18 protein-coding genes are annotated in these 17,429 nt (G+C 60.5%); 8 read left to right on the top strand and 10 right to left on the bottom strand.

The genetic code is table 11. From position 1 onward, the window contains the following. The first annotated feature begins 308 nt into the window (after positions 1-308). Positions 309-2,267 (top strand): pentapeptide repeat-containing protein, encoded by a 1,959-nt coding sequence (locus tag MTX36_RS28430; protein ID WP_243623010.1) that lies wholly within the window; start codon positions 309-311, stop codon positions 2,265-2,267. A gap of 542 nt (positions 2,268-2,809) precedes the next feature. On the opposite strand, the gene MTX36_RS28425 is transcribed toward MTX36_RS28430, so the two are convergent. The 3 genes from MTX36_RS28425 to MTX36_RS28415 form a co-directional block, all read right to left on the bottom strand. Then, positions 2,810-2,956 carry a hypothetical protein gene (locus MTX36_RS28425; protein WP_243623009.1) on the bottom strand — a complete coding sequence of 49 codons (147 nt, stop codon included), beginning with the start codon at positions 2,954-2,956 and terminating at the stop codon, positions 2,810-2,812. Positions 2,957-3,974: 1,018 nt separating this feature from the next. Then, a complete protein-coding gene (locus MTX36_RS28420; RefSeq protein ID WP_243623008.1) occupies positions 3,975-4,685 on the bottom strand; it encodes an RES family NAD+ phosphorylase in 711 nt (236 codons plus the stop codon). Next, a complete protein-coding gene (locus MTX36_RS28415; RefSeq protein WP_243623007.1) occupies positions 4,685-5,530 on the bottom strand; it encodes a helix-turn-helix domain-containing protein in 846 nt (281 codons plus the stop codon). Before MTX36_RS28415 ends, MTX36_RS28420 begins: the two co-directional genes overlap by 1 nt. A gap of 380 nt (positions 5,531-5,910) precedes the next feature. Here MTX36_RS28415 and MTX36_RS28410 point away from each other — a divergent pair, with 380 nt between their 5' ends. The 4 genes from MTX36_RS28410 to MTX36_RS28395 all read left to right on the top strand — a co-directional run bounded on the left by MTX36_RS28410 (position 5,911) and on the right by MTX36_RS28395 (position 9,591). Then, positions 5,911-6,375 carry a ribbon-helix-helix domain-containing protein gene (locus MTX36_RS28410; RefSeq protein WP_243623006.1) on the top strand — a complete coding sequence of 155 codons (465 nt, stop codon included), beginning with the start codon at positions 5,911-5,913 and terminating at the stop codon, positions 6,373-6,375. A 57-nt stretch (positions 6,376-6,432) separates the two neighbouring features. Then, on the top strand, positions 6,433-7,410 hold the full coding sequence (locus MTX36_RS28405; protein WP_243623005.1) for a hypothetical protein: 978 nt from the start codon (positions 6,433-6,435) through the stop codon (positions 7,408-7,410). Between the two features lie 399 nt (positions 7,411-7,809). After that, positions 7,810-8,430 carry a hypothetical protein gene (locus MTX36_RS28400; RefSeq protein WP_243623004.1) on the top strand — a complete coding sequence of 207 codons (621 nt, stop codon included), beginning with the start codon at positions 7,810-7,812 and terminating at the stop codon, positions 8,428-8,430. Positions 8,431-8,631: 201 nt separating this feature from the next. Further along, the gene (locus tag MTX36_RS28395) at positions 8,632-9,591 is read left to right on the top strand and encodes a hypothetical protein (RefSeq protein ID WP_243623003.1); all 960 of its coding nucleotides are present in this window, start codon (positions 8,632-8,634) and stop codon (positions 9,589-9,591) included. A 36-nt stretch (positions 9,592-9,627) separates the two neighbouring features. On the opposite strand, the gene MTX36_RS28390 is transcribed toward MTX36_RS28395, so the two are convergent. After that, the gene (locus MTX36_RS28390) at positions 9,628-9,948 is read right to left on the bottom strand and encodes an HNH endonuclease signature motif containing protein (RefSeq protein WP_243623002.1); all 321 of its coding nucleotides are present in this window, start codon (positions 9,946-9,948) and stop codon (positions 9,628-9,630) included. A 555-nt stretch (positions 9,949-10,503) separates the two neighbouring features. On the opposite strand from MTX36_RS28390, the gene MTX36_RS28385 reads away from it, so the two are divergent. Continuing rightward, entirely contained in the window at positions 10,504-11,016 is a 513-nt protein-coding gene (locus tag MTX36_RS28385; protein WP_243623001.1) for a hypothetical protein, read from the top strand. A gap of 485 nt (positions 11,017-11,501) precedes the next feature. Here MTX36_RS28385 and MTX36_RS28380 read toward each other — a convergent pair whose 3' ends face one another. Both MTX36_RS28380 and MTX36_RS28375 read right to left on the bottom strand, forming a co-directional pair. Next, positions 11,502-12,125 (bottom strand): TetR/AcrR family transcriptional regulator, encoded by a 624-nt coding sequence (locus MTX36_RS28380; RefSeq protein WP_243623000.1) that lies wholly within the window; start codon positions 12,123-12,125, stop codon positions 11,502-11,504. A gap of 235 nt (positions 12,126-12,360) precedes the next feature. After that, positions 12,361-12,606, bottom strand: coding sequence for a hypothetical protein (locus MTX36_RS28375; protein WP_243622999.1), 246 nt, complete (start codon positions 12,604-12,606; stop codon positions 12,361-12,363). Between the two features lie 485 nt (positions 12,607-13,091). On the opposite strand from MTX36_RS28375, the gene MTX36_RS28370 reads away from it, so the two are divergent. Then, positions 13,092-14,039 (top strand): phospholipase D family protein, encoded by a 948-nt coding sequence (locus tag MTX36_RS28370; RefSeq protein WP_243622998.1) that lies wholly within the window; start codon positions 13,092-13,094, stop codon positions 14,037-14,039. 144 nt (positions 14,040-14,183) lie between these two features. Continuing rightward, a complete protein-coding gene (locus MTX36_RS28365; RefSeq protein WP_243622997.1) occupies positions 14,184-14,783 on the top strand; it encodes a hypothetical protein in 600 nt (199 codons plus the stop codon). Here the strand turns inward: MTX36_RS28365 and MTX36_RS30060 are convergent. The 4 genes from MTX36_RS30060 to MTX36_RS30720 all read right to left on the bottom strand — a co-directional run bounded on the left by MTX36_RS30060 (position 14,773) and on the right by MTX36_RS30720 (position 17,214). Continuing rightward, positions 14,773-14,904, bottom strand: a complete 132-nt coding sequence (locus tag MTX36_RS30060; RefSeq protein ID WP_279395111.1) for a hypothetical protein — start codon at positions 14,902-14,904, stop codon at positions 14,773-14,775. The two genes, MTX36_RS28365 and MTX36_RS30060, sit on opposite strands and share 11 nt — an antisense overlap. Positions 14,905-15,306: 402 nt before the next feature. Then, positions 15,307-15,951, bottom strand: a complete 645-nt coding sequence (locus MTX36_RS28360; RefSeq protein WP_243622996.1) for an RES family NAD+ phosphorylase — start codon at positions 15,949-15,951, stop codon at positions 15,307-15,309. Beyond that, entirely contained in the window at positions 15,952-16,581 is a 630-nt protein-coding gene (locus MTX36_RS28355; RefSeq protein WP_243622995.1) for a hypothetical protein, read from the bottom strand. 444 nt (positions 16,582-17,025) lie between these two features. Next, a complete protein-coding gene (locus tag MTX36_RS30720) occupies positions 17,026-17,214 on the bottom strand; it encodes a hypothetical protein (protein ID WP_374230571.1) in 189 nt (62 codons plus the stop codon). Positions 17,215-17,429 lie beyond the last annotated feature (215 nt).

The raw sequence follows: 17,429 nt of genomic DNA, 5'->3' as shown, positions 1-17,429 counted from the left end.
GATTGAGCGGCACGGCGGCGGGCGAACTCCGGGGGCAGTATGTCCAGTTCAGTTCGGGATCCGTCATGATTCATCACGCATTTCGATTTCGGATTGCGCAGATCCCAACCAGGCGGAAAAGAGACTTTCAGGTGGAGTACGTCGACGGCCCAGTGTCCGCGAAAACAGACAATCTCTGGCCCGCGGAGGTGCGCCTGCTGGATGCTGTTCGACGCTTACAGCCGTGCCATCTCATTGACAAAGACAGCGAGCCTTCGTCGCAGGACATCGAGGGATGGACGGACAGCAATCGAACGATTCGCTCCGAAATGCTCCGACGACTTCTCCTTCACGGCCATCTGAACGAATCCACGAAGGAGATATCCCTAAATGCGGTATCTGTTCGTGGGGCAATCATTACCGACGAACTCGACCTTTCCGACGAGAGTATCTCCGTCAGGCTGACGTTGGACCACTGCAAAATTGAAGGTATAGATGCGACTCGGACGACCTTCACCCAGAGAGCAGAGTTCAGCGGAGCGAATTTCATCCGGACAGCTAGGTTCGAGAGAGCGATATTTTCCCAGGTCGCTTGGTTTGACAAGACGACCTTCGCCCAGAACGCAGACTTCGAGGGTGCGACATTTACCGAGGTCGCTTGGTTTGACAAGACGACCTTCATCCAAGACGCGTCGTTCAACAAGGCGACCTTCGCCGAGTTGGTTTCATTCCGCAGTGCGACCTTCTCGAAGGATGCCTGGTTCAGTGAGTTGACCTTCGACGCGGACGCCTGGTTCAGGGGGGCGTACTTCACGCAGTTCGCTGTGTTCGACAAGACAACGTTCGCCCAAGACGCAGCCTTCCGCGATGCGGCGTTCGCGCACCACACGTCGTTCAGCGAGGCAACCTTCACTCAGGAAGCTGGGTTCGACAAGACAACGTTCGCCCAGGAAGCCTCATTCCGCGAGGCGACTTTCACCCGGAAGGCGTCGTTCAACTCGGCGATTGCGCACCTGCTGAATTTCTCGGAGGCCGTGTTCAATTCGCCGGAGCTTGGATCATTCGCCGCTGAGACAGTGTGCCTCGACGGCACGAAGTTTCGCTCCCGGATCAGATTTACAGCCCTCTGCAAGTCCCTCAACATGGCACATGCTCAATTCGACGAGGGCGGTCACCTCCAGGTTCGTGGGGCCTCGATCACGTTTCCCGGCGCGGAGTTCCTTGCCCGTACCATTATCGCCGACCCCGGCGACGCACCGTTCACGGACGAATTCTTCAGCGCCGCAGAGGTAACCATGGAGGGTGAACTTGCAGAAGGTTTGAAAGCGCTTCGGGGCACGAAGACTTCGATCACAGATTTACGCTCTGCGAATGTCAAAGACATGGTGCTGTCGTCGATCAATTTGACGGACTGCCATTTCCTCGGCGCGCACGGAATCGACACCCTGCGTATCGATTCCAGTTGTGACATGCGCAGCAGCAAAGAACTCCCGGGCCGCTGGCGTCTGCCGAACTCGCGCCGAAAAATCATCGTCGAGGAACTGAACTTCCGAAAGCCCAACCATCGCACCTCGGCAACGCCGACACCGGCCATTGCTGCCACTGCGGACACCCAGACCTTGCAAGAAGGTGCGCCGGCCGCTGCCCTCGACATCGCGACCATCTACCGCGATCTGCGGCGCGGACTGGAGAGCAGCAAGAACGAACCCGGCGCAGCGGATTTCTACTACGGCGAAATGGAAATGCGGCGCCGCAGCACGGACACCGCGTGGGCTGAGCGTGTTTTGTTGTGGTTGTACTGGGCGGTGTCCGGGTACGGACTGCGGGCGCTGCGCGCTTTCAGCATGGTGGCGTTGGTAATTGTCGGCGCCGGCGTTATTTTCTCGACGGTCGGGATTGCCCCACCTTCCGACCCCGCGGCGATCGCGAGATCGATCGACGTGACCGCGGAAATGATCGTCCGGCCTCCGGAAGTACCGACAGTCGTGGATGCGTCGACGCTCCCTGACAGCGTCGCGGCTGTCTCGCCGACGACTGCTGTGCCATCGGTATCTGTCACCCGGTCCACCGGAGTGATCACCGATCCAACCCCGGAACCTCAGGAACCACCGAATATCGGGGATGGTTTCGAACTTGCCGCCCGTAACAGTGTCGTGCTGCTCCGCAACCCCGGTGATCGTGTCGCACTTACCCCGGTCGGGACCGTCACCGACATCACGCTGCGACTGTTGACTCCGGTTCTTCTCGGTCTCGGTCTGTTGGCGCTGCGCGGACGCACGAAACGATAGGACACGGCACCGCAGCGCTGTCTCTGATTCGTGACGGGTGTGTGTGGGTGGGTTTGTCATCGGGCAGAAGTTCCGGGCGTTTGATCCGGCGGTGCCGATTCAGGAAGTACGGCGATCCCTACGCGCGACCGCTCTCGCCAGCGAGCAACGAGCCGCCTTACTCACAGATCCTGTCCAGGCGTGCGAAATCGGAGTCCTACCACGGGAAGAGCCGATTTACCGCGCGGGACACCTCTGGCGTGTGATGCTCGTGGACGAGCGGACCAAAGCCGAAACCCCACCGAAAAAAACTCGCCACATCTTCTTGACAAATAGAGAGGCGCCCCACAGCTACAGGAGTGCGTGCGCAAGTTTTGATTTCTTGGTCAATGATCCGAGTTTTGTTGTCTCCGTCAGATTTCCTACGATGAGCACATCGTCGTGGTCGAGCATCGACCAGAGGGATGCCGGCAGTTCTTCGCAGAGGTTGCTCCCAAGACACCCAATCCAAGTCCTTACGGTAGCGGTATGAACCGCACCGGGTTGTTCGGAGGCTTCACTTCTTAGGAGAATGAAGCCATGTCACGCCCGACCTGCAGTGCCAGAACACCGAGCATCACCGCGACCGTTGCCAACAAGGAATACAAATCCGACCCGCCGAACAGCTTCACGACTAGAAACCCGAGAGCAACCAACCCGGACGGCATCACCGACATGAGAATCGCAACTGAGCTTCGACGACACCTCGTGTCAAACTTCGGATCCGCCCAATGACCCAACTCGTGCACAACCACGGCCTCGATCACCCCATCCGAAGTCGATGGTTCAGACAGGAAATCCTTCTCACGGATCGAAACTTCGTTCTTCTTGCGATTGTAGAAACCACAGCTACCCGACTTCGTCACAAACTTCAAAGTCGGTACAGCACGCACAGAATCAGTGCTCGAACTGATTCGATCCATCGTCTCTACACAAACAGTCTTGCGCCGCATCAATTCCCCGGAATCCATACCCGCCCCGACCCTTCATCCCTAAGTCGCGCCGAATCTCGACCGCGCACACTGCTCGAACTCGATAGCAACACGACCCAGTATGCATGAAAATTGGGCATGCATGACATCGGTCCTCCGAATCCAGATACACAGTGCTGCAATATCTCTCAATCGAGAGTTCTCCAAGTAGAGTAATTGCCGAGCCCTCCGAAGGCGCTCGTCGATGGACGCCCTGTGATGCCACCGATGAAGACGATCGCCGATCTCGCCGCTGCCCGAAGCGATGGCGGCACCTGTCCGGCGAGGTGTGGTCCCCTCTGCGAATCCAACAATCAGCGAAAGAGCAACTGGCACTCGCACTGCGCACGTTCGCACATCTCTACGGCGCAGCTCTCGGCGACGGACACGCCCTGGTCACTGCGTTGATTGTGCAAGGCACTGCCGCGACCCTCAAACCGGCCGCTTGCGAAGAAACGGAAACGGTACGGATGGCAGTTCCACCATGCGAATCGGATGCCACTGCAGCACAGTCAGTCCATTGTGGATCGGTTCGCGTTCTTCACCCGAGATCGACGGGCGAGCTGTCGTCAGCAGGCGATGAAGCTGGTCAACATTCTCCGACGAATCCGGGGGCTGTGCCGTAGTCCTCGGCAATTGTTCGATTCGCACTGTGCTGCTGCGGGTTTCACGGTCTTGGACAGCGCTGGGTACGTTGTCACGCGTCACCTCAGACAGATCAGAGGCCCGACCTCGCGCATTCTGGGCAATCTGCATCCGACATCGACGTCACCGAGATTCCGCGCGGCTCAAGCGTCTTGATCAGTTGCAGTCTCACATCAGGATGGGACAGAGGCAGATCCAACGGCATACCTGCGGAGTCGATGAGCGTCTCGACCGCATCGGGGCAGTCCCACAGGACCAGCGAAATATCACCGAAGTACGCAGTGTGGTACCTGATCCCCTCTACCTTTCCCGACGTCGGCTGATCCTCGTAGATCGCCTGCGCCCACTCCTGCGTCAACTCTCGGGGGAGGTCACCGGTGGCCAACGTCGGCAATGCGCCGATGTCCATCGCGGCACCCGGCTGCGCCAAGTCATAGGTGATGATCTCCCGAGTCGGTCGAACCTGCGCAACGCGCCGGTTCGAGCACAGCGCCGCTACGCCGGTCTCACCGAACACCTCACAAGCGGATGTCGCGAGATTCGGTGCCACATACAGCACCGAGCGGCCATCAGGGTCCTCTTGAGGATCATCGAAAGGTGGTGTGTGGTGGTCGAATCGGTACAGCGGTCCGTACTGACGGAATGTGACACCGTCCGGGGTGTGGGTAGCCCGATGGTAGATGCGAAACCACGGCTCGTCAGCGCCGCCGGCCGCTGGCTCCCACGTCCACCGGTAGTCCGCTTCGGGCAGGGGCCGGTCGGGCATCTGGAGCGGTTTGGCCATCAGGCGGCCGTCAGGGAGTTGACCACCGCGAACACATGATCACTGTCGTGAAGCATCTCCTGTTGCGGCGTCCGCCCCTCGAAGTTTCCGTTCGGCCGGTTCATCCATCGAGACAAACTGACCACACCACCTGGGAATTCACGAACGAGGCGGTCTAGTTCGGGAAGAACCGGTTCCGCGCTGTCCGGCGTGAACTGCCACGCAGGGAAACGCCACTCCCGGCCATCCTTGATGCCGATCAGCCGATGCTTGGCAACCATTTCCGACACCGTCTGTGGAGAAACACCGAGCATGTCGGCCGCCTCCGCACGCGTGTACGACGTCGTCAACTGCTCGCGGCGCTGCGCCACCTGGAGGTGCAGGTTCTTGCGCTCCAGTGATGCGGCCTCGGCTTCAGAGATCGGCGGCCCCCAGCTTGAGCTCACACCGGTCTCAGTAGGGGCCGAATCTTCATCAGCTCCCTTAGCTGCTTCGACAGCTGGACCGGGCACAATGTAACCGTCACGCGATAGCCCCTGGAGTGCCTTCGACAGCGACTCTCGCGACAGCACCGTCACTTGTTGCGTCGTAGCTACGTAATCCTGGGCTGTGAGGGGAAGTCGACCACCAGTATCGGCGGAAACAACAAGCCACCTATGAAACGTATTGGATACGTTGTGCTCGTCCTGCATATTCAGGGAGACACGCTCCGCGCTGACCACAAGACTCTCTGCGACCCGGTCTACCAATGAGGACCATTCCGCGCCAAGTAGTTCCGCCGCTGACGTCCGCTCCATGAAATCAAAGGTCGACGGCCACGGAAGTGCGCGCGGCCCAATCAGCTCTGATTCGTTTTTCTGTGACATCGAAACCTCCTAGGCACACTATACGCGTGATATGCGGGTTATGCGTCTTGCGCGGAGACGACGACTTTCGTTGCCGGACTGCCGTGAACCCCAGAAGCTAAGGGCAGACCATTCGACCAGGTCAGCGCACAAGAAGGCACCCAGCGCGCGGTGCCGGAAAGGGGATAGCGGAAAGGGCCGGGACCGGTGATCCACCAAAATCACGAACCGGAAGCACTCACTCCGCAAGCCCTGGCCAGAAGCGCCCGACTTGAGCTTTGCAAGGTTTCAATGGGACCGGGCAACTGACGGAAAATCACCGTAACCAACACACCCGAACATCACACGCCCCTCGGGATGCGCCATCACCGCAGGTCACAACGGCGTTTACTATCTTTTGCGTGGCAGAGAAGCGGTTCGACACCAACGTGACCATCCCGAAGTCTGCCCTGGACCGTCTCTCCGAGATCGTGAGGATGCCCGGCTACAAGTCGCGCGACCAGACTGGTCGCTACCTCATCCTGAAATACATCGAGCGCAACGAAATTATCCCGGCAGATGACCGGCTCACACACATTTCGACTGTCATGCGCCACCCATTGCCACCAATTCGCGTGCCCAACAAGGATATTGCGATCCTTGATCCTGTAGCCCCCACTCGCGGCCTCAAACTGAGGCTTCCCGAAGGTGTCTCCGGACAGGCCCGCTCTCTGGCCTTCCGCCTTCCCGGTCAGTCACAGTTCAGGGGGCCTTCGGACTATCAGTCGCGATTGCTGACCGACGCAGCGATGACGTCGATCGCCTACGAGTGCTGCGAACTCGGTTTGACCCGATCACCGATCCGCCCATCGATGCTTCTGGTCTAAGTTCGTTGAATGACCGGCGATTCCATGGCCCTATTTCCGATGAAAATCGAAACCCCCATGACAATTCGATCTGTCATCGTCAGCCAGATAATTCCTGGCCTCCTCGACCTCAACGCCGTAGCAGGCTTCACGACGGACACAGCCGAACCCGCATTCATACTGACGACCGAAATTCCCACTTCACAGCAATCGTCACGCACCAAACAACAGCAGGAAACAGACGACGTGCATGCCTTCCTGACAGCATGCGTCCCTGCATCCGATGTCGGCACAGTCATCCCCGGTCCCCACAAGAACGACCCGCCCGATTGCATTGCCCACATACGAAATCGTCAATACACGATCGAAACCGCGCAGCTTATGCTTCCGACGCGCAATGGAAAACCCAACTCCATCGGTCGATGGAAGCTCTTCGAGCAACTCAGAGATCAACTATTCCGGGAAGCGGGTAGGTTACAGTCGCGCCTTCGCCAGCATCACGGATACATGGTCGCCGTATGGTTCAACCTCGACACCGAGAACCGACTCCCTCCCCGTGGGAGGGAAATCGCAGAGATGGTCGATCACCTGAAGGCAACCCAGCCTCCTGGTCCGGAGTTCTTCGATCCACTCCGCCGTCAAGGAGCACCCGAAACCATTCCCGCAGGCACCGCTATGACTCATAACGAACCGGGAAGTGTGGGATGCACGTGGGCGGGTCTGCCCAACGAGTACAAAAGCGGACTCCGCCGAGCAATCGGTTTCGACATCGCGCTCGCGTACCACGAGACCTACACCCGATCTACGCTCCGCGCCGAGTTGAGACGAATCATCGAACAACACGACGACGCACGATCGGAAGTCCTTGTCCTCACCGTTGGGGCCAACACTCGAGAAGGTATGCATTTCCCGTCTACGGGGCTGTTCGCGGATGCACTGTTCGACGATCCTTCTCCTCTTGACGGGTGGACCCCGCGCCAACTCCGAGCAGTTGCCCTCCACGACGTCGAAGACAACCGCGTGAGGTGGCTCCACGGCACCGCTCCTTGGGCTTAACCATCGACTGCAAGATTGTCACCGACATTCACCCCTCCCTCAATTCGGCCCGAACCCCCGAGCCACTTAGGTGATCTTGTAGATACTCGTCCAGTTACCTACTGCAGCAACAAATTACATCACCCAGGCGAAGGCGTGGCGGCAGCAATGCTCATGTCGGAATCTGCGGGCCCAGACCTCCTGAGCTCGGATTCTCCCTGCCGCTGCAACTCTCGTAACCCGTTGGGATACTGCGGTGCATCTGAGCATGCCAGTTCCGGCCAGTAGTAGCGTCAATTGCAGGCTCGGTACACCGTGGGGTCGTCGAGCCGTTCTGAGTCGGCTTCGACGTGCAGTGCGAGCAACAACAGCGGCTACAGGACTAATCGATGCTGATGTCGCCGTAGTACCGTCCCTTTCATGCCCGATATAAGCGATCTCGACTACCTGGCCTTCGACGCGAACCACCGGTCCATCACGATGAATGACCGGAGCGAGCCCGACCACTGGACCATGAAAGTCTCGACGATCGGCGACACTCAAGAGGAACTGGCACTGTGGATGGACGGCTGGACATTCACCCTCGGTGCGGGTGTAGACCTCGCGGGCGAACTCGACGCAATCAGTGCTGATACCGCGGTCTTCATACCTCTGGTTGACGGTGACAGACTCACCGACGATGTCGAACTAGAGGGGTTCGGATCACGACTCGTACTCATTAATCGTGTTTCCCTCGAACCTGCGTGGCGTGGCTGTGGCGGTGTTGGGCGATACCTCACTGGCGTGGCGATCCGACATCTCGATCACGGCGCAGCATGCGTCGCTCTCCATGCTTCCCCGTTCGAGCTCCGAGACCGATACCCCGGCGAGGATGTGCCAGCTGATGAATGGGAAGCCGGGGCTGCCGCCTTGGGCGCACTGTGGCAGACCCTCGGATTCCGGCGCCACACCGGCCACCTCTTCGTTCTCGACCCTGCGGAAGTCACTCTCGATCACGCGGTCGCCGGGTTCAAGACTCGCCTGATACCCGACCAGGAATGAGCGTGCGCACGCACTGCCTACTCCCCGAAAGGATTTCACCGATCCAGCGCAGCGACGATCCGATTGGGAACGCTCGGTTCACCACATTGCCGGGTCTGCAGAGCAGTCGGGGCGCTGTACTCGGATACCGTGTGTATCACTCGCGGGCCAGTTCAATTCATCGCCCGCGAGATATCCGGCGGTTAGCAAGGTGCGGTGAGAATGAGCGGTAAACGTAATTGGATGGTCCTCGATGGTTTCGAGAAAGGTGGTGCGTGGCACTACACCAATCTTGCTGGCCTGCAAGGGATCGCGAAGAACCATTGCCTGTGGTCGACGGCGAGGGCGGGCCTGAATGATCCACTCGAGGTGACGTACGCCCTCGAGGAGATGCGGCGCACCTGGCAGCACTACCGTGATTCGTCCAAATTGGCGGCCGATGTCCCCCGCGAGGCGGTCGATGATCTCGTCGACCGTCTATCTGTCGAGATCGAGTCGGTCGATCTGTTCTTCACCTCCGGCTCGATGGACGGCGACAAGCTCGAGCATTGGAAATGCTACGGGAGCGATCAGGGGTATTCGATCTGCTTCCAAGACTGCTCCACGTGGCGTCTGCGCAGCTATGACGAGACGGCTGCCAAGGAGCTCGAACCCACTAGCCCGTTCCTGAGGTGGCGCGAGGTGGATTACACGAAGTTCGAGCCATCATTCTCCCGACCACTTGCTACGTCGAGCGGTCGAGCGCTGGAAGAGATCATTCGGGCCGCGGTTGGTTGCCGCGACGGCGCAGTCGCTGAGCAGCAAGGTCACCAGTACGCGCTCGACGAAGCACTCCGGCAACTGTGCTGGCACAAGCACACAGGTTATGAGAGTGAGGAAGAGATCCGTATCGCCGTACAGGATCCGCCGTCTGCCACGCGCCGCACACGTCGGAGTGCATATGGGCCTCGCACGGTCGAATACGTCGAGCTCGTCGCCGCTGACCCAATGGCCCCAGGGGCCGCTATCTTAGCGGCAGGCGAACCCGTGCCCCTCCTACCGATCATGGCCGTACGCATCGGACCACGGAACACCCCGACCGAACTTGCCGAAGACCTCAATGCCATTGCACGCCTCCTCGACGAGAACGGCTACGACGTTCCCGTTCTTGCCTCGCCCACACCTTTCCTCCGAGGACGATAATCAACCACCACACCCCCTGAGCGGATTAACGAAAATTCATCCAACAACCATTCGGTGCTGACTGGAAATCGATGACCATGACCGAACAGAAGCTTCGTAGCGCTCGCACAGCGCAGCTGGATCAGGCCTGGGAACGACCGGGGCTCCTCGCAGTTCCCGGTAGTTCAGGTACCGATCCAATCCCGGATGCATCACAAGAACAAGCTTCTCCGGATGAATCGCGACCCGACCTTCCTCGAACAACTGGTGGATATCGGCGCGTAACAGGATGCCGTCCTTGAGTTCATGAGTCCCATGCTTGGCGAACGCACGAATGTGGGCAGCCTCGAGGATCTCGGCCGGACACGGCCCCGTCACCGCACACACCAATCCGCACCTCCGCAAAAGTTCTCTTCGAAACTTGCTTTGCCCCTTACGGATTCGAACAATGCCCTCGCTATGGCCTCCAGTGATCGAAGAATGAGGACTCAGCTTCGGTGCGACAGCATCGGCAGGTACCTCGACGGAAATCCGGTCGAGCAGCTCCATCAGACCGTCGATCTGACAGGGTCGAATCGCGTTCTGCGCCACTCCGCCCAGCAGCGACTCCAGCTCTCCCTACGTGATCGCACCGTCCAATGCCTTCGTGGTTGGCCCCGTATGTCGGAACCTCCTTGGTTTCCCATCGGGAGCATCTTGGCCAACGGGTCATCCCCGGCCGCACCCTTGGTGCCTCCGAGCTAGACAGCCCCGACATGCAGATCAGTGTCGGCGAGTTCCTCGAACGCAATGATTCGGTTGTTGGTCGGCATGATCGAAAACCGTACTGCGAGCATCTGACACGGATCAGTGCCCCGCACCCCTTCTTCGCGGCCAGGGTCTGACGTACGGCGGTTCAACCGAATCTGACTGGCAGTCTGATTTGATCTACAAATGAAACGACTCTTGCTCGTCCTGGCGTTCACAACTCTCGCCGCGTCAGGTTGTTCGTCGACGGACGGAACAGTCGATGCCCCAACATCGAGCATGGCCGCGATTGCAACGACGACAACGACCGCACCGATTACGACTACCGAACTGCCGCCCCCAGTCATGGCCGATCTCACGTACGAAGAGCCCGTCTCTGAAGTATCCACGTACGAAGAACCCACGTATGAAACTGAACCAACCATCGAATACGTCACCCTCTTCCAAGGCTGCTCCACTCATGGCGCGTCCGCGATGACCGAATACGGTGAGACTGCGTACTGTTCGCGAGTCGCAAGGACTGATGCCTGGATCTGGTCCGTGACACAAGGCGTCACGCCGTATATCGAACTTCCGTCCACACCTGACGTTGTGGCGCCCACTAACTATCAAACTGCTCCTGAGTCCGCCGTACAGATATGCATGGCCAAGACAGGACAGACGCTCAAGAAATGCACCGCCGACCTCCACGGCGGCTAGCGACCACGGTGACGGTGAACTGGTCGAAGCTCTCGATTTCAGAGCGGGTATCGAGCAAACGCCCAAGCATTCACTATTGTGAGCCCTCACGCGGGCGAGAGCGCGGCGATCGCTCCGGAATGCCGAGCATATTCAGTCCGGATTTGTGGCGATGAATCGATCCGACACGGAGATGGAATGCCCGCCCGGATGGTCCGCCGAGCCGCTCTGGACCTAAACACTCTCCCACCACAACCAGGCAGCTACTGGAGCGGGCAGACCAACGAAACCCTAACCAGGAGAATTCGATACGCATCAGATAAGTTGTGGACGCCGCTCAACGCGGGTTGGGTGCGCGCACCAACGAAGGGGATAACGCCTGCATCAGCATCCGCGACGGCACGGCGCCAATACAACGCAGCAGAGCCGAGTCAATCAACTCGATGCGCTTGTGCAACAACGAATCGACGATCCGCCCGCATCCCCGACAACCCGAATGCAGGCCCTTACGTGAGCCAGAGCATCAGAAGATCATCGACGCGCCGTTCGATGGTTTCGGGTTCACCCAGACTGCTCGCAACATGCACGGCACCCACAAATCCCGCGCAGAGGCTTTCTCCGAGCCTCTCCGGCGCCGCCGCCGCATCGAGATGTCCGCGACTGGCTTGCTCGACGATGACAGTGACCGCGCTCGTCCACGCGAGGTACACCTTCGCGTTCTCGTCAACAGCTCTCTCCAAACTCAAGAGCAGCCCCGCGCGCACAACCTGATCCGCTGCCACGTGCCGCGCCAATTCCCGGAAGATCGCCGCAACCCGATCCTGCGCCGACTCGTCGACGACGGGGCGGGTCACCGTATCGACGACGACCGTGCACCACAACTGCACCAAATGCTGCGCCAGCGACTTCTTCGACGAAAAATGGAAGTACATCGCACCTTTCGTGCTGCCGGCCTGCGCAAGAATGTCGCCTGTCTTCGATGCGCTGTAACCGAAGGAGTTGAATTGTGTGGCAGCGGCTTCGACGATTCCGTCCCTCGTCCTGATCGCTCGCGGCTGAAGCGTGCGATGTCCGATTCTGGTGCTCGCCTCCGTACTGACGGCCCGGGCGGTGTCGATGAGATCACGCATGGTCACAAGCCTAATCTGCGCCTCCGCACTGATCGTGCAGCAAGACTGCCAGGACCTACCGCCGAGTGAAGGCCCGGGCGTTGTTCAGGAAGTCGGTAGACCTCGAACCAGTCGATATCGATGTGGTTCGGAGATACACGCGCACTGAGCAGGGAGGCGGACATCGAACACGACGAAGCTACCGCGGCGAGGCCAGGAACACGATGGACCCGGCGCCGACAACTAGCGGCGATCATCAAACAGCCGCAAGGTCCTCATCGTCGACGAAGACCAACCGTCCATCATCAAGCGCGATCGCCCACCGATGCACCGGGGCCCAATCCCGCCCCACCGCACCGGAATCGATCACCATCTCCGCATAGTCCTCGATCACCACACCGCTGCGGGTGACAATGTCGCCGGTACCCGAATCACGGACGGTGACCTGCACCCGAGAACCCACAGCGGGCACGGTGTGGGTGTCGCCAGTTTTGTCGGTCATCACCCGATTCTGACAGCTGCCCCTCGTCCACGTGTCAGCCACCGCTCCCCCACATCCGCTGACAAAATGTGCGCCGAGTACCGCTTCCGGGGTGCGCCGAAGAGGGAAAGTGACCAGTAACTGCCACGAACGGACCGTGCGACGTAACATCTCCCCTGTGCTCCTTGGGTTGGACACCCTGCCCACCCGACAGCTGCCACACAGAGGTCGGCGGGCCACCAAAATCTGCGCGTTCACCTTTGCCGGCTCGGACGCGCACGGCCCACCGGACAGACACTCACAACCCCGGTGGGCCACCAGGATTGTGAACTTCGGGTGTCCGCAGCCGATCAACGGTTCCGACGCCGGAGCTCGAGTAACTACGGCGCCGTAGCGAACTGATATCGGAAACCCCACCAACGACAGAACCCATAGATCGACATCCGAGATCGATATCGCGTTCAAGTCGACAATGTCGGCTCCACATCCGACTACCGTTCCACCCTATGGGGACCACCTTCCACGGACCCAACCCGTGGCCACACATCACCCGCGCCATCCGCACCCGAGGCCCACGCCGCGCAGCGATCGCCTACCTCGGCCAGGATGCACCCGAACTACTCCCACTACGCGCCGGCGACGTCCTCGTCGTCAACGCCTCCAAAGCAGCGATCCGTGCACATGCCACCTCCCCCGCCGCCCTCACCCACTACCTCGGCAAAGGCGTCCGCATCCTCTCCTGCCCCACCCTGCACGCGAACGTGATTGCCACCACCCGGCGAGCAGTGATCGGCTCCGCGAACGCAACCGTCAACTCCACCTTCGCCGACGACGCCGTCATCATCACCGACGACCCCGACATCATCACCTCGGTACGGACGTTCATCAACAGTCTCGACGACCTCACCGAAATCGACCAACCATTCATCGACAACGCCACACGCGAATGGGCAATCGGGCGAGCCGTCCCCATCCCCGGCGTCACCGGCCGAATCCGCAACCCCGACAACGACTTCCTCCCCACACCCGCCGCCCGGATGTTTATCAAACACGTCGTCGACTACCAACCCAGCCCCACCGAACAACACCTACTAGAAGAGCAGCAGCCGCAGCCACGAACCACCGCCGGACCGGTAGCGAAGTACCAGCTCCAATCGCTGCACCTGGGCAAACCCAGCACCATCACATCCGGTGACGTGATCGTCCTCGTCTCCGCCGACAACGAATGGATCTACCCGCCGGCCCTCGTGACCTCCGAACCCGTCCGGATCCCACGATCCGGCGGAGCCGTGCTGGTTTTCCTACGCATCCGCACCGACCTGCCCCCACTGCCCCTCCCCGTCGCCGAGAAACATCTCGCCGACCACGGGCACCCCGGGCCACGGCTGCGGACCGACCACTACATCCGCTCTGAGTCCATCCGGACCGCACTACTTCAACTGTGGAAACTCTGACCAACACGGGGCATGTCGTGCATGCGTACCAATACGCGAACATGCGCCACCTCGGGATCTCGACGGCGGCGCTGTAGTCACATCGTGACCGGACTTCCCACGCAGAACCACCCGAACTTCCGCGGACACAGGCAATATCGATTCATGGACGCACCCATCGACAACGTCGCTTACCGCCTTACCCGGCACCATTCCGAGCGCACACGCCCCGCCGGCGTCCACTGCTACAGCGAATACACCCGCCACCTCGACGCCGGCGCCACCACACTGATCATCGACTCCGGCCCCGACCAATGGCTCGACCTCGGACACATCCCCGACAACATCGACATCACCATCACCGGACAAACCTGCGCCGCCGTCACCGGCGGATCCATCACCGCCGCCGGACGATGCTTCCTCCAAGCGACCCACCACGCCCACGTGAGCGCCTACGAATTCGCGCACGTCGAAGCCTTCGACACCACCACCATCGAGGCGCACGGGGAGAGCCGGATCGTCGGAACCGATAATGCCGACATCCGCGCCGACGAGCACGCCATCGTCTTCGCCCACTGCCAATGCCACGTCCACGCCGACGGACACACCCGCATCGCAGCCACCGACACCACCACCGTCGCCATCGGCGGTGACGCCCATGTCCGCGCGAGCGCCGGCGTACACATCACCGGAGAGAACCAGTCGACGAATCTGACCATCGACACACGCCCGATCAGCCGACTCGCCGACCACCTCAACCGATAGAACCGAGTGGAGAGGTACCGTCGGCACCCGGCCCCCGTGAGCTGAACGGGCTGATCTTCCACAGTGGGCTGGCCGTCAGGGACAGCTCCCAGTTCGACGGTCCCTGGATTTTCCGCATCATCGACGACCCTGATGATGGAAAGTGCCTCGAAAGTTTCTGCGCAACAACATGAATCAATCCGAGACGGTGGCAAGTGGTACAGAACTGACCGATCCCGATCGCTACTACCAAATCGCCCGCTGTCAACTCCGGCGAGCCGCAGTCGGCGTCTGCCGACTCGAAACCCGAGTCACTCACTCACCCTGAGGCACCGTCATCCCCGGGCCACCCAGCGGCGATCAATCCAGGACATGACCGGACCCGATGCTGACGCGATGCAGCCAGGTCATGGCAGAGGTGCGTGACGCATTCGGGGCAACGCTCTGACGAGTTTGCCGGCCACACATCTGCCCGACACGAATCGGCGAAAAATGCTGGCGGCCGGCACGGTCCACATCCTCGACGCTCGAAAAGCGCACGCCCTCAGATGATCGTGTAGCCGAGTTCGTGCGCCGCGGTGTAGATACGGTCGGCCAACGCCGGATGGCTCAACGGCTGCGAGAACTCCGGAAGTGCGGGGAACGCGTCGGAGGCACGCTCGAACAACGCCACGCACACCGTCCCGGCGTACCGGCCTCGGTAGATGATTCCGTCCAGACCGTCATGGGCGCGGTGAATCGCCTCTGCCCAGTGCTGAGTTCGGCGGTGCGCTGCCGAATCGAGCGCATGATTCCCACCAACACGGGTTGCCCACACTCCCTTACCGATCCCGGACACATCGAGAAGGCGCAGTGGGCTCACGAACTTCACGGCTGTCAGGAACGGTTCGCAGTGCCGCCGGTCGATGACACGTGAGGATTGGAACGCTTCGGCCAGGGCGCCACGGGGATTGCTTGCGCCGTACCAGATTCCGTATTTTGTCCGATCGCCTGGTGGAAGCGGGTGGTGATCGAACCGAAGGACCGGCCCGAAGGTGCGAAGTCCGTTCCATGCGAGGACGTGGGGGCCGGTGGTGCGGTGTACTCGCCAGATCACATCGCCGGGTGTCCATTCGATCAGCTCGTCCGGCAGGATTCCCGCATCGCGGAGGTCCTCGATCGACGGCGGCGCAGGCAGCATTACCGCCATCTACGCGGACTCCCACTGCGCCGAGGTGATCACGTCGGCGGCCTGGTTGATGTCGTCCTCGGTTCCGGCGCATCCGGTCAGCCACGCCACGATCGACACCGGTTCGCCCTCGACGATCAGCGACTGCTGCGGCGTGGTGAGCAGCGCCTGCACGGACAGCGGATGCATGTCGACCGCGAGGAGAGGGACGATCCTGTCGAGGTGCGGTGCCTGACCGGTGGAGGTGAACTGGGCAGGCGGAAGTAACCGGTTTCGACCGGAGGTAAATGCCCACAGCTTGTGTTCGGCGAGGATTTGGCGGATCCGCGCCGGCGTGACGCCGAGTCGCTCTGCGGCCTCCGGGATGGAGAGTGAGGCGTGTACCAGGTTCTGCATGCGGATATCGCGGTCTACCCGCGCTGATGCCACTGCCAACGGATCGGCGACGAATCCGGCCTTGTCGAGGATCTGGGCGTCGTGGGCAGAGAGGACCGGTGCGGTGGCGTTGCGTTCGGAGGCGAGGCCTTCGAGGATGTGCCAGAGGTCGCTTCGGTCGAGTTCGGTGCCCGTAACCTCTTTCAATGCGTCTTCGAAGGGGAGGTCGCCGTGCAGGAAGCGGTCTTTGGTGCTGCTAGTCGCTGCGTCCGACATCTCCACATCCTTTCATCAATTTTCGCCCGTAAATCAATGATAGCGCCCCAGGAGGGTGACGGCCACCGGTCACATCCCCCCGCAACTCATCAGACTCCCGCGCACGCGTCGAACTTCTCCGACCCCTCCCACTCGCCTCCGACGCAGTGAGCAGCGCTAATGCCGTGCCACCGGCCGATCTCCATCTGATCGCCGCAGGGCTGCGGCCGCTCGTTCTGCGACAGCCGAAGAATCGTGAAGGCGGACGGCGCGCGACTGTTCGAGGTAGGTGAGTTCGAGTTGGCGATCGCTCATCTACACATGCCCGAGAACGGGGAGAAGTGACATCTCGATGAAGTGTTCGTCAAGATCGGTGGGGTGTCGACATGCACACCGACGTGCACCCCGACCTTGCTACCAAGATTGACCAGAGCATCGAGAGAGAACTTGCTCAACTTCCCTCGATCAAGGTCCGACAAACCCGGTGACACCGAGATTCTGGGCAACGACAACCTGCGACCATCCGAACCGGTCGGTCTGCCCACGGATCGCGGTCATCAGATCCGCGCGGAGTCGACGGTTGTACGCCTCACCCGTAGTGTCGCTCACCGCATCCCACACGGATGCAGTCTCCACAATATCGTTGTCGCTCATCACTTCTCCTCCGCATGCGCCGACGCCGCCTTGTAAATTCGGTTGCTACAGTTGCAACGACAGTCCGCAACACCGAAACCTCTGCAAGGTGCAGACCCGCGACACAGCCGACCCGAAGGCGTTGAGTCGCCGTGAACGAACACCCGCCGCAACGTAGCCCCATCCATCAAGCACACACACCACCAGCGCCATGCTTGTCACTCTCTCGCGTTCGT

This window comes from Rhodococcus sp. ARC_M6, assembly GCF_022810305.1.
In the GTDB taxonomy this organism is placed as follows: Bacteria; Actinomycetota; Actinomycetes; order Mycobacteriales; family Mycobacteriaceae; genus Rhodococcus_F.
The sequence above is the reverse complement of the archived record's forward strand: the minus strand, read 5'-3'. Positions and strand labels throughout refer to the sequence as shown.

What these genes read in the sequence shown, in the direction of transcription:
- MTX36_RS28365 (WP_243622997.1), top strand. Translation starts at nt 14,184, where the DNA reads ATGGACGCACCCATCGACAACGTCGCTTACCGCCTTACCCGGCACCAT.
- MTX36_RS28430 (WP_243623010.1), top strand. Translation starts at nt 309, where the DNA reads ATGCTCCGACGACTTCTCCTTCACGGCCATCTGAACGAATCCACGAAG.
- MTX36_RS30720 (WP_374230571.1), bottom strand. Translation starts at nt 17,214, where the DNA reads ATGAGCGACAACGATATTGTGGAGACTGCATCCGTGTGGGATGCGGTG.
- MTX36_RS28420 (WP_243623008.1), bottom strand. Translation starts at nt 4,685, where the DNA reads ATGGCCAAACCGCTCCAGATGCCCGACCGGCCCCTGCCCGAAGCGGAC.
- MTX36_RS28400 (WP_243623004.1), top strand. Translation starts at nt 7,810, where the DNA reads ATGCCCGATATAAGCGATCTCGACTACCTGGCCTTCGACGCGAACCAC.
- MTX36_RS28395 (WP_243623003.1), top strand. Translation starts at nt 8,632, where the DNA reads ATGAGCGGTAAACGTAATTGGATGGTCCTCGATGGTTTCGAGAAAGGT.
- MTX36_RS28370 (WP_243622998.1), top strand. Translation starts at nt 13,092, where the DNA reads ATGGGGACCACCTTCCACGGACCCAACCCGTGGCCACACATCACCCGC.
- MTX36_RS28415 (WP_243623007.1), bottom strand. Translation starts at nt 5,530, where the DNA reads ATGTCACAGAAAAACGAATCAGAGCTGATTGGGCCGCGCGCACTTCCG.
- MTX36_RS28385 (WP_243623001.1), top strand. Translation starts at nt 10,504, where the DNA reads ATGAAACGACTCTTGCTCGTCCTGGCGTTCACAACTCTCGCCGCGTCA.
- MTX36_RS28375 (WP_243622999.1), bottom strand. Translation starts at nt 12,606, where the DNA reads ATGACCGACAAAACTGGCGACACCCACACCGTGCCCGCTGTGGGTTCT.
- MTX36_RS30060 (WP_279395111.1), bottom strand. Translation starts at nt 14,904, where the DNA reads ATGATGCGGAAAATCCAGGGACCGTCGAACTGGGAGCTGTCCCTGACG.
- MTX36_RS28405 (WP_243623005.1), top strand. Translation starts at nt 6,433, where the DNA reads ATGACAATTCGATCTGTCATCGTCAGCCAGATAATTCCTGGCCTCCTC.
- MTX36_RS28355 (WP_243622995.1), bottom strand. Translation starts at nt 16,581, where the DNA reads ATGTCGGACGCAGCGACTAGCAGCACCAAAGACCGCTTCCTGCACGGC.
- MTX36_RS28360 (WP_243622996.1), bottom strand. Translation starts at nt 15,951, where the DNA reads ATGGCGGTAATGCTGCCTGCGCCGCCGTCGATCGAGGACCTCCGCGAT.
- MTX36_RS28380 (WP_243623000.1), bottom strand. Translation starts at nt 12,125, where the DNA reads ATGCGTGATCTCATCGACACCGCCCGGGCCGTCAGTACGGAGGCGAGC.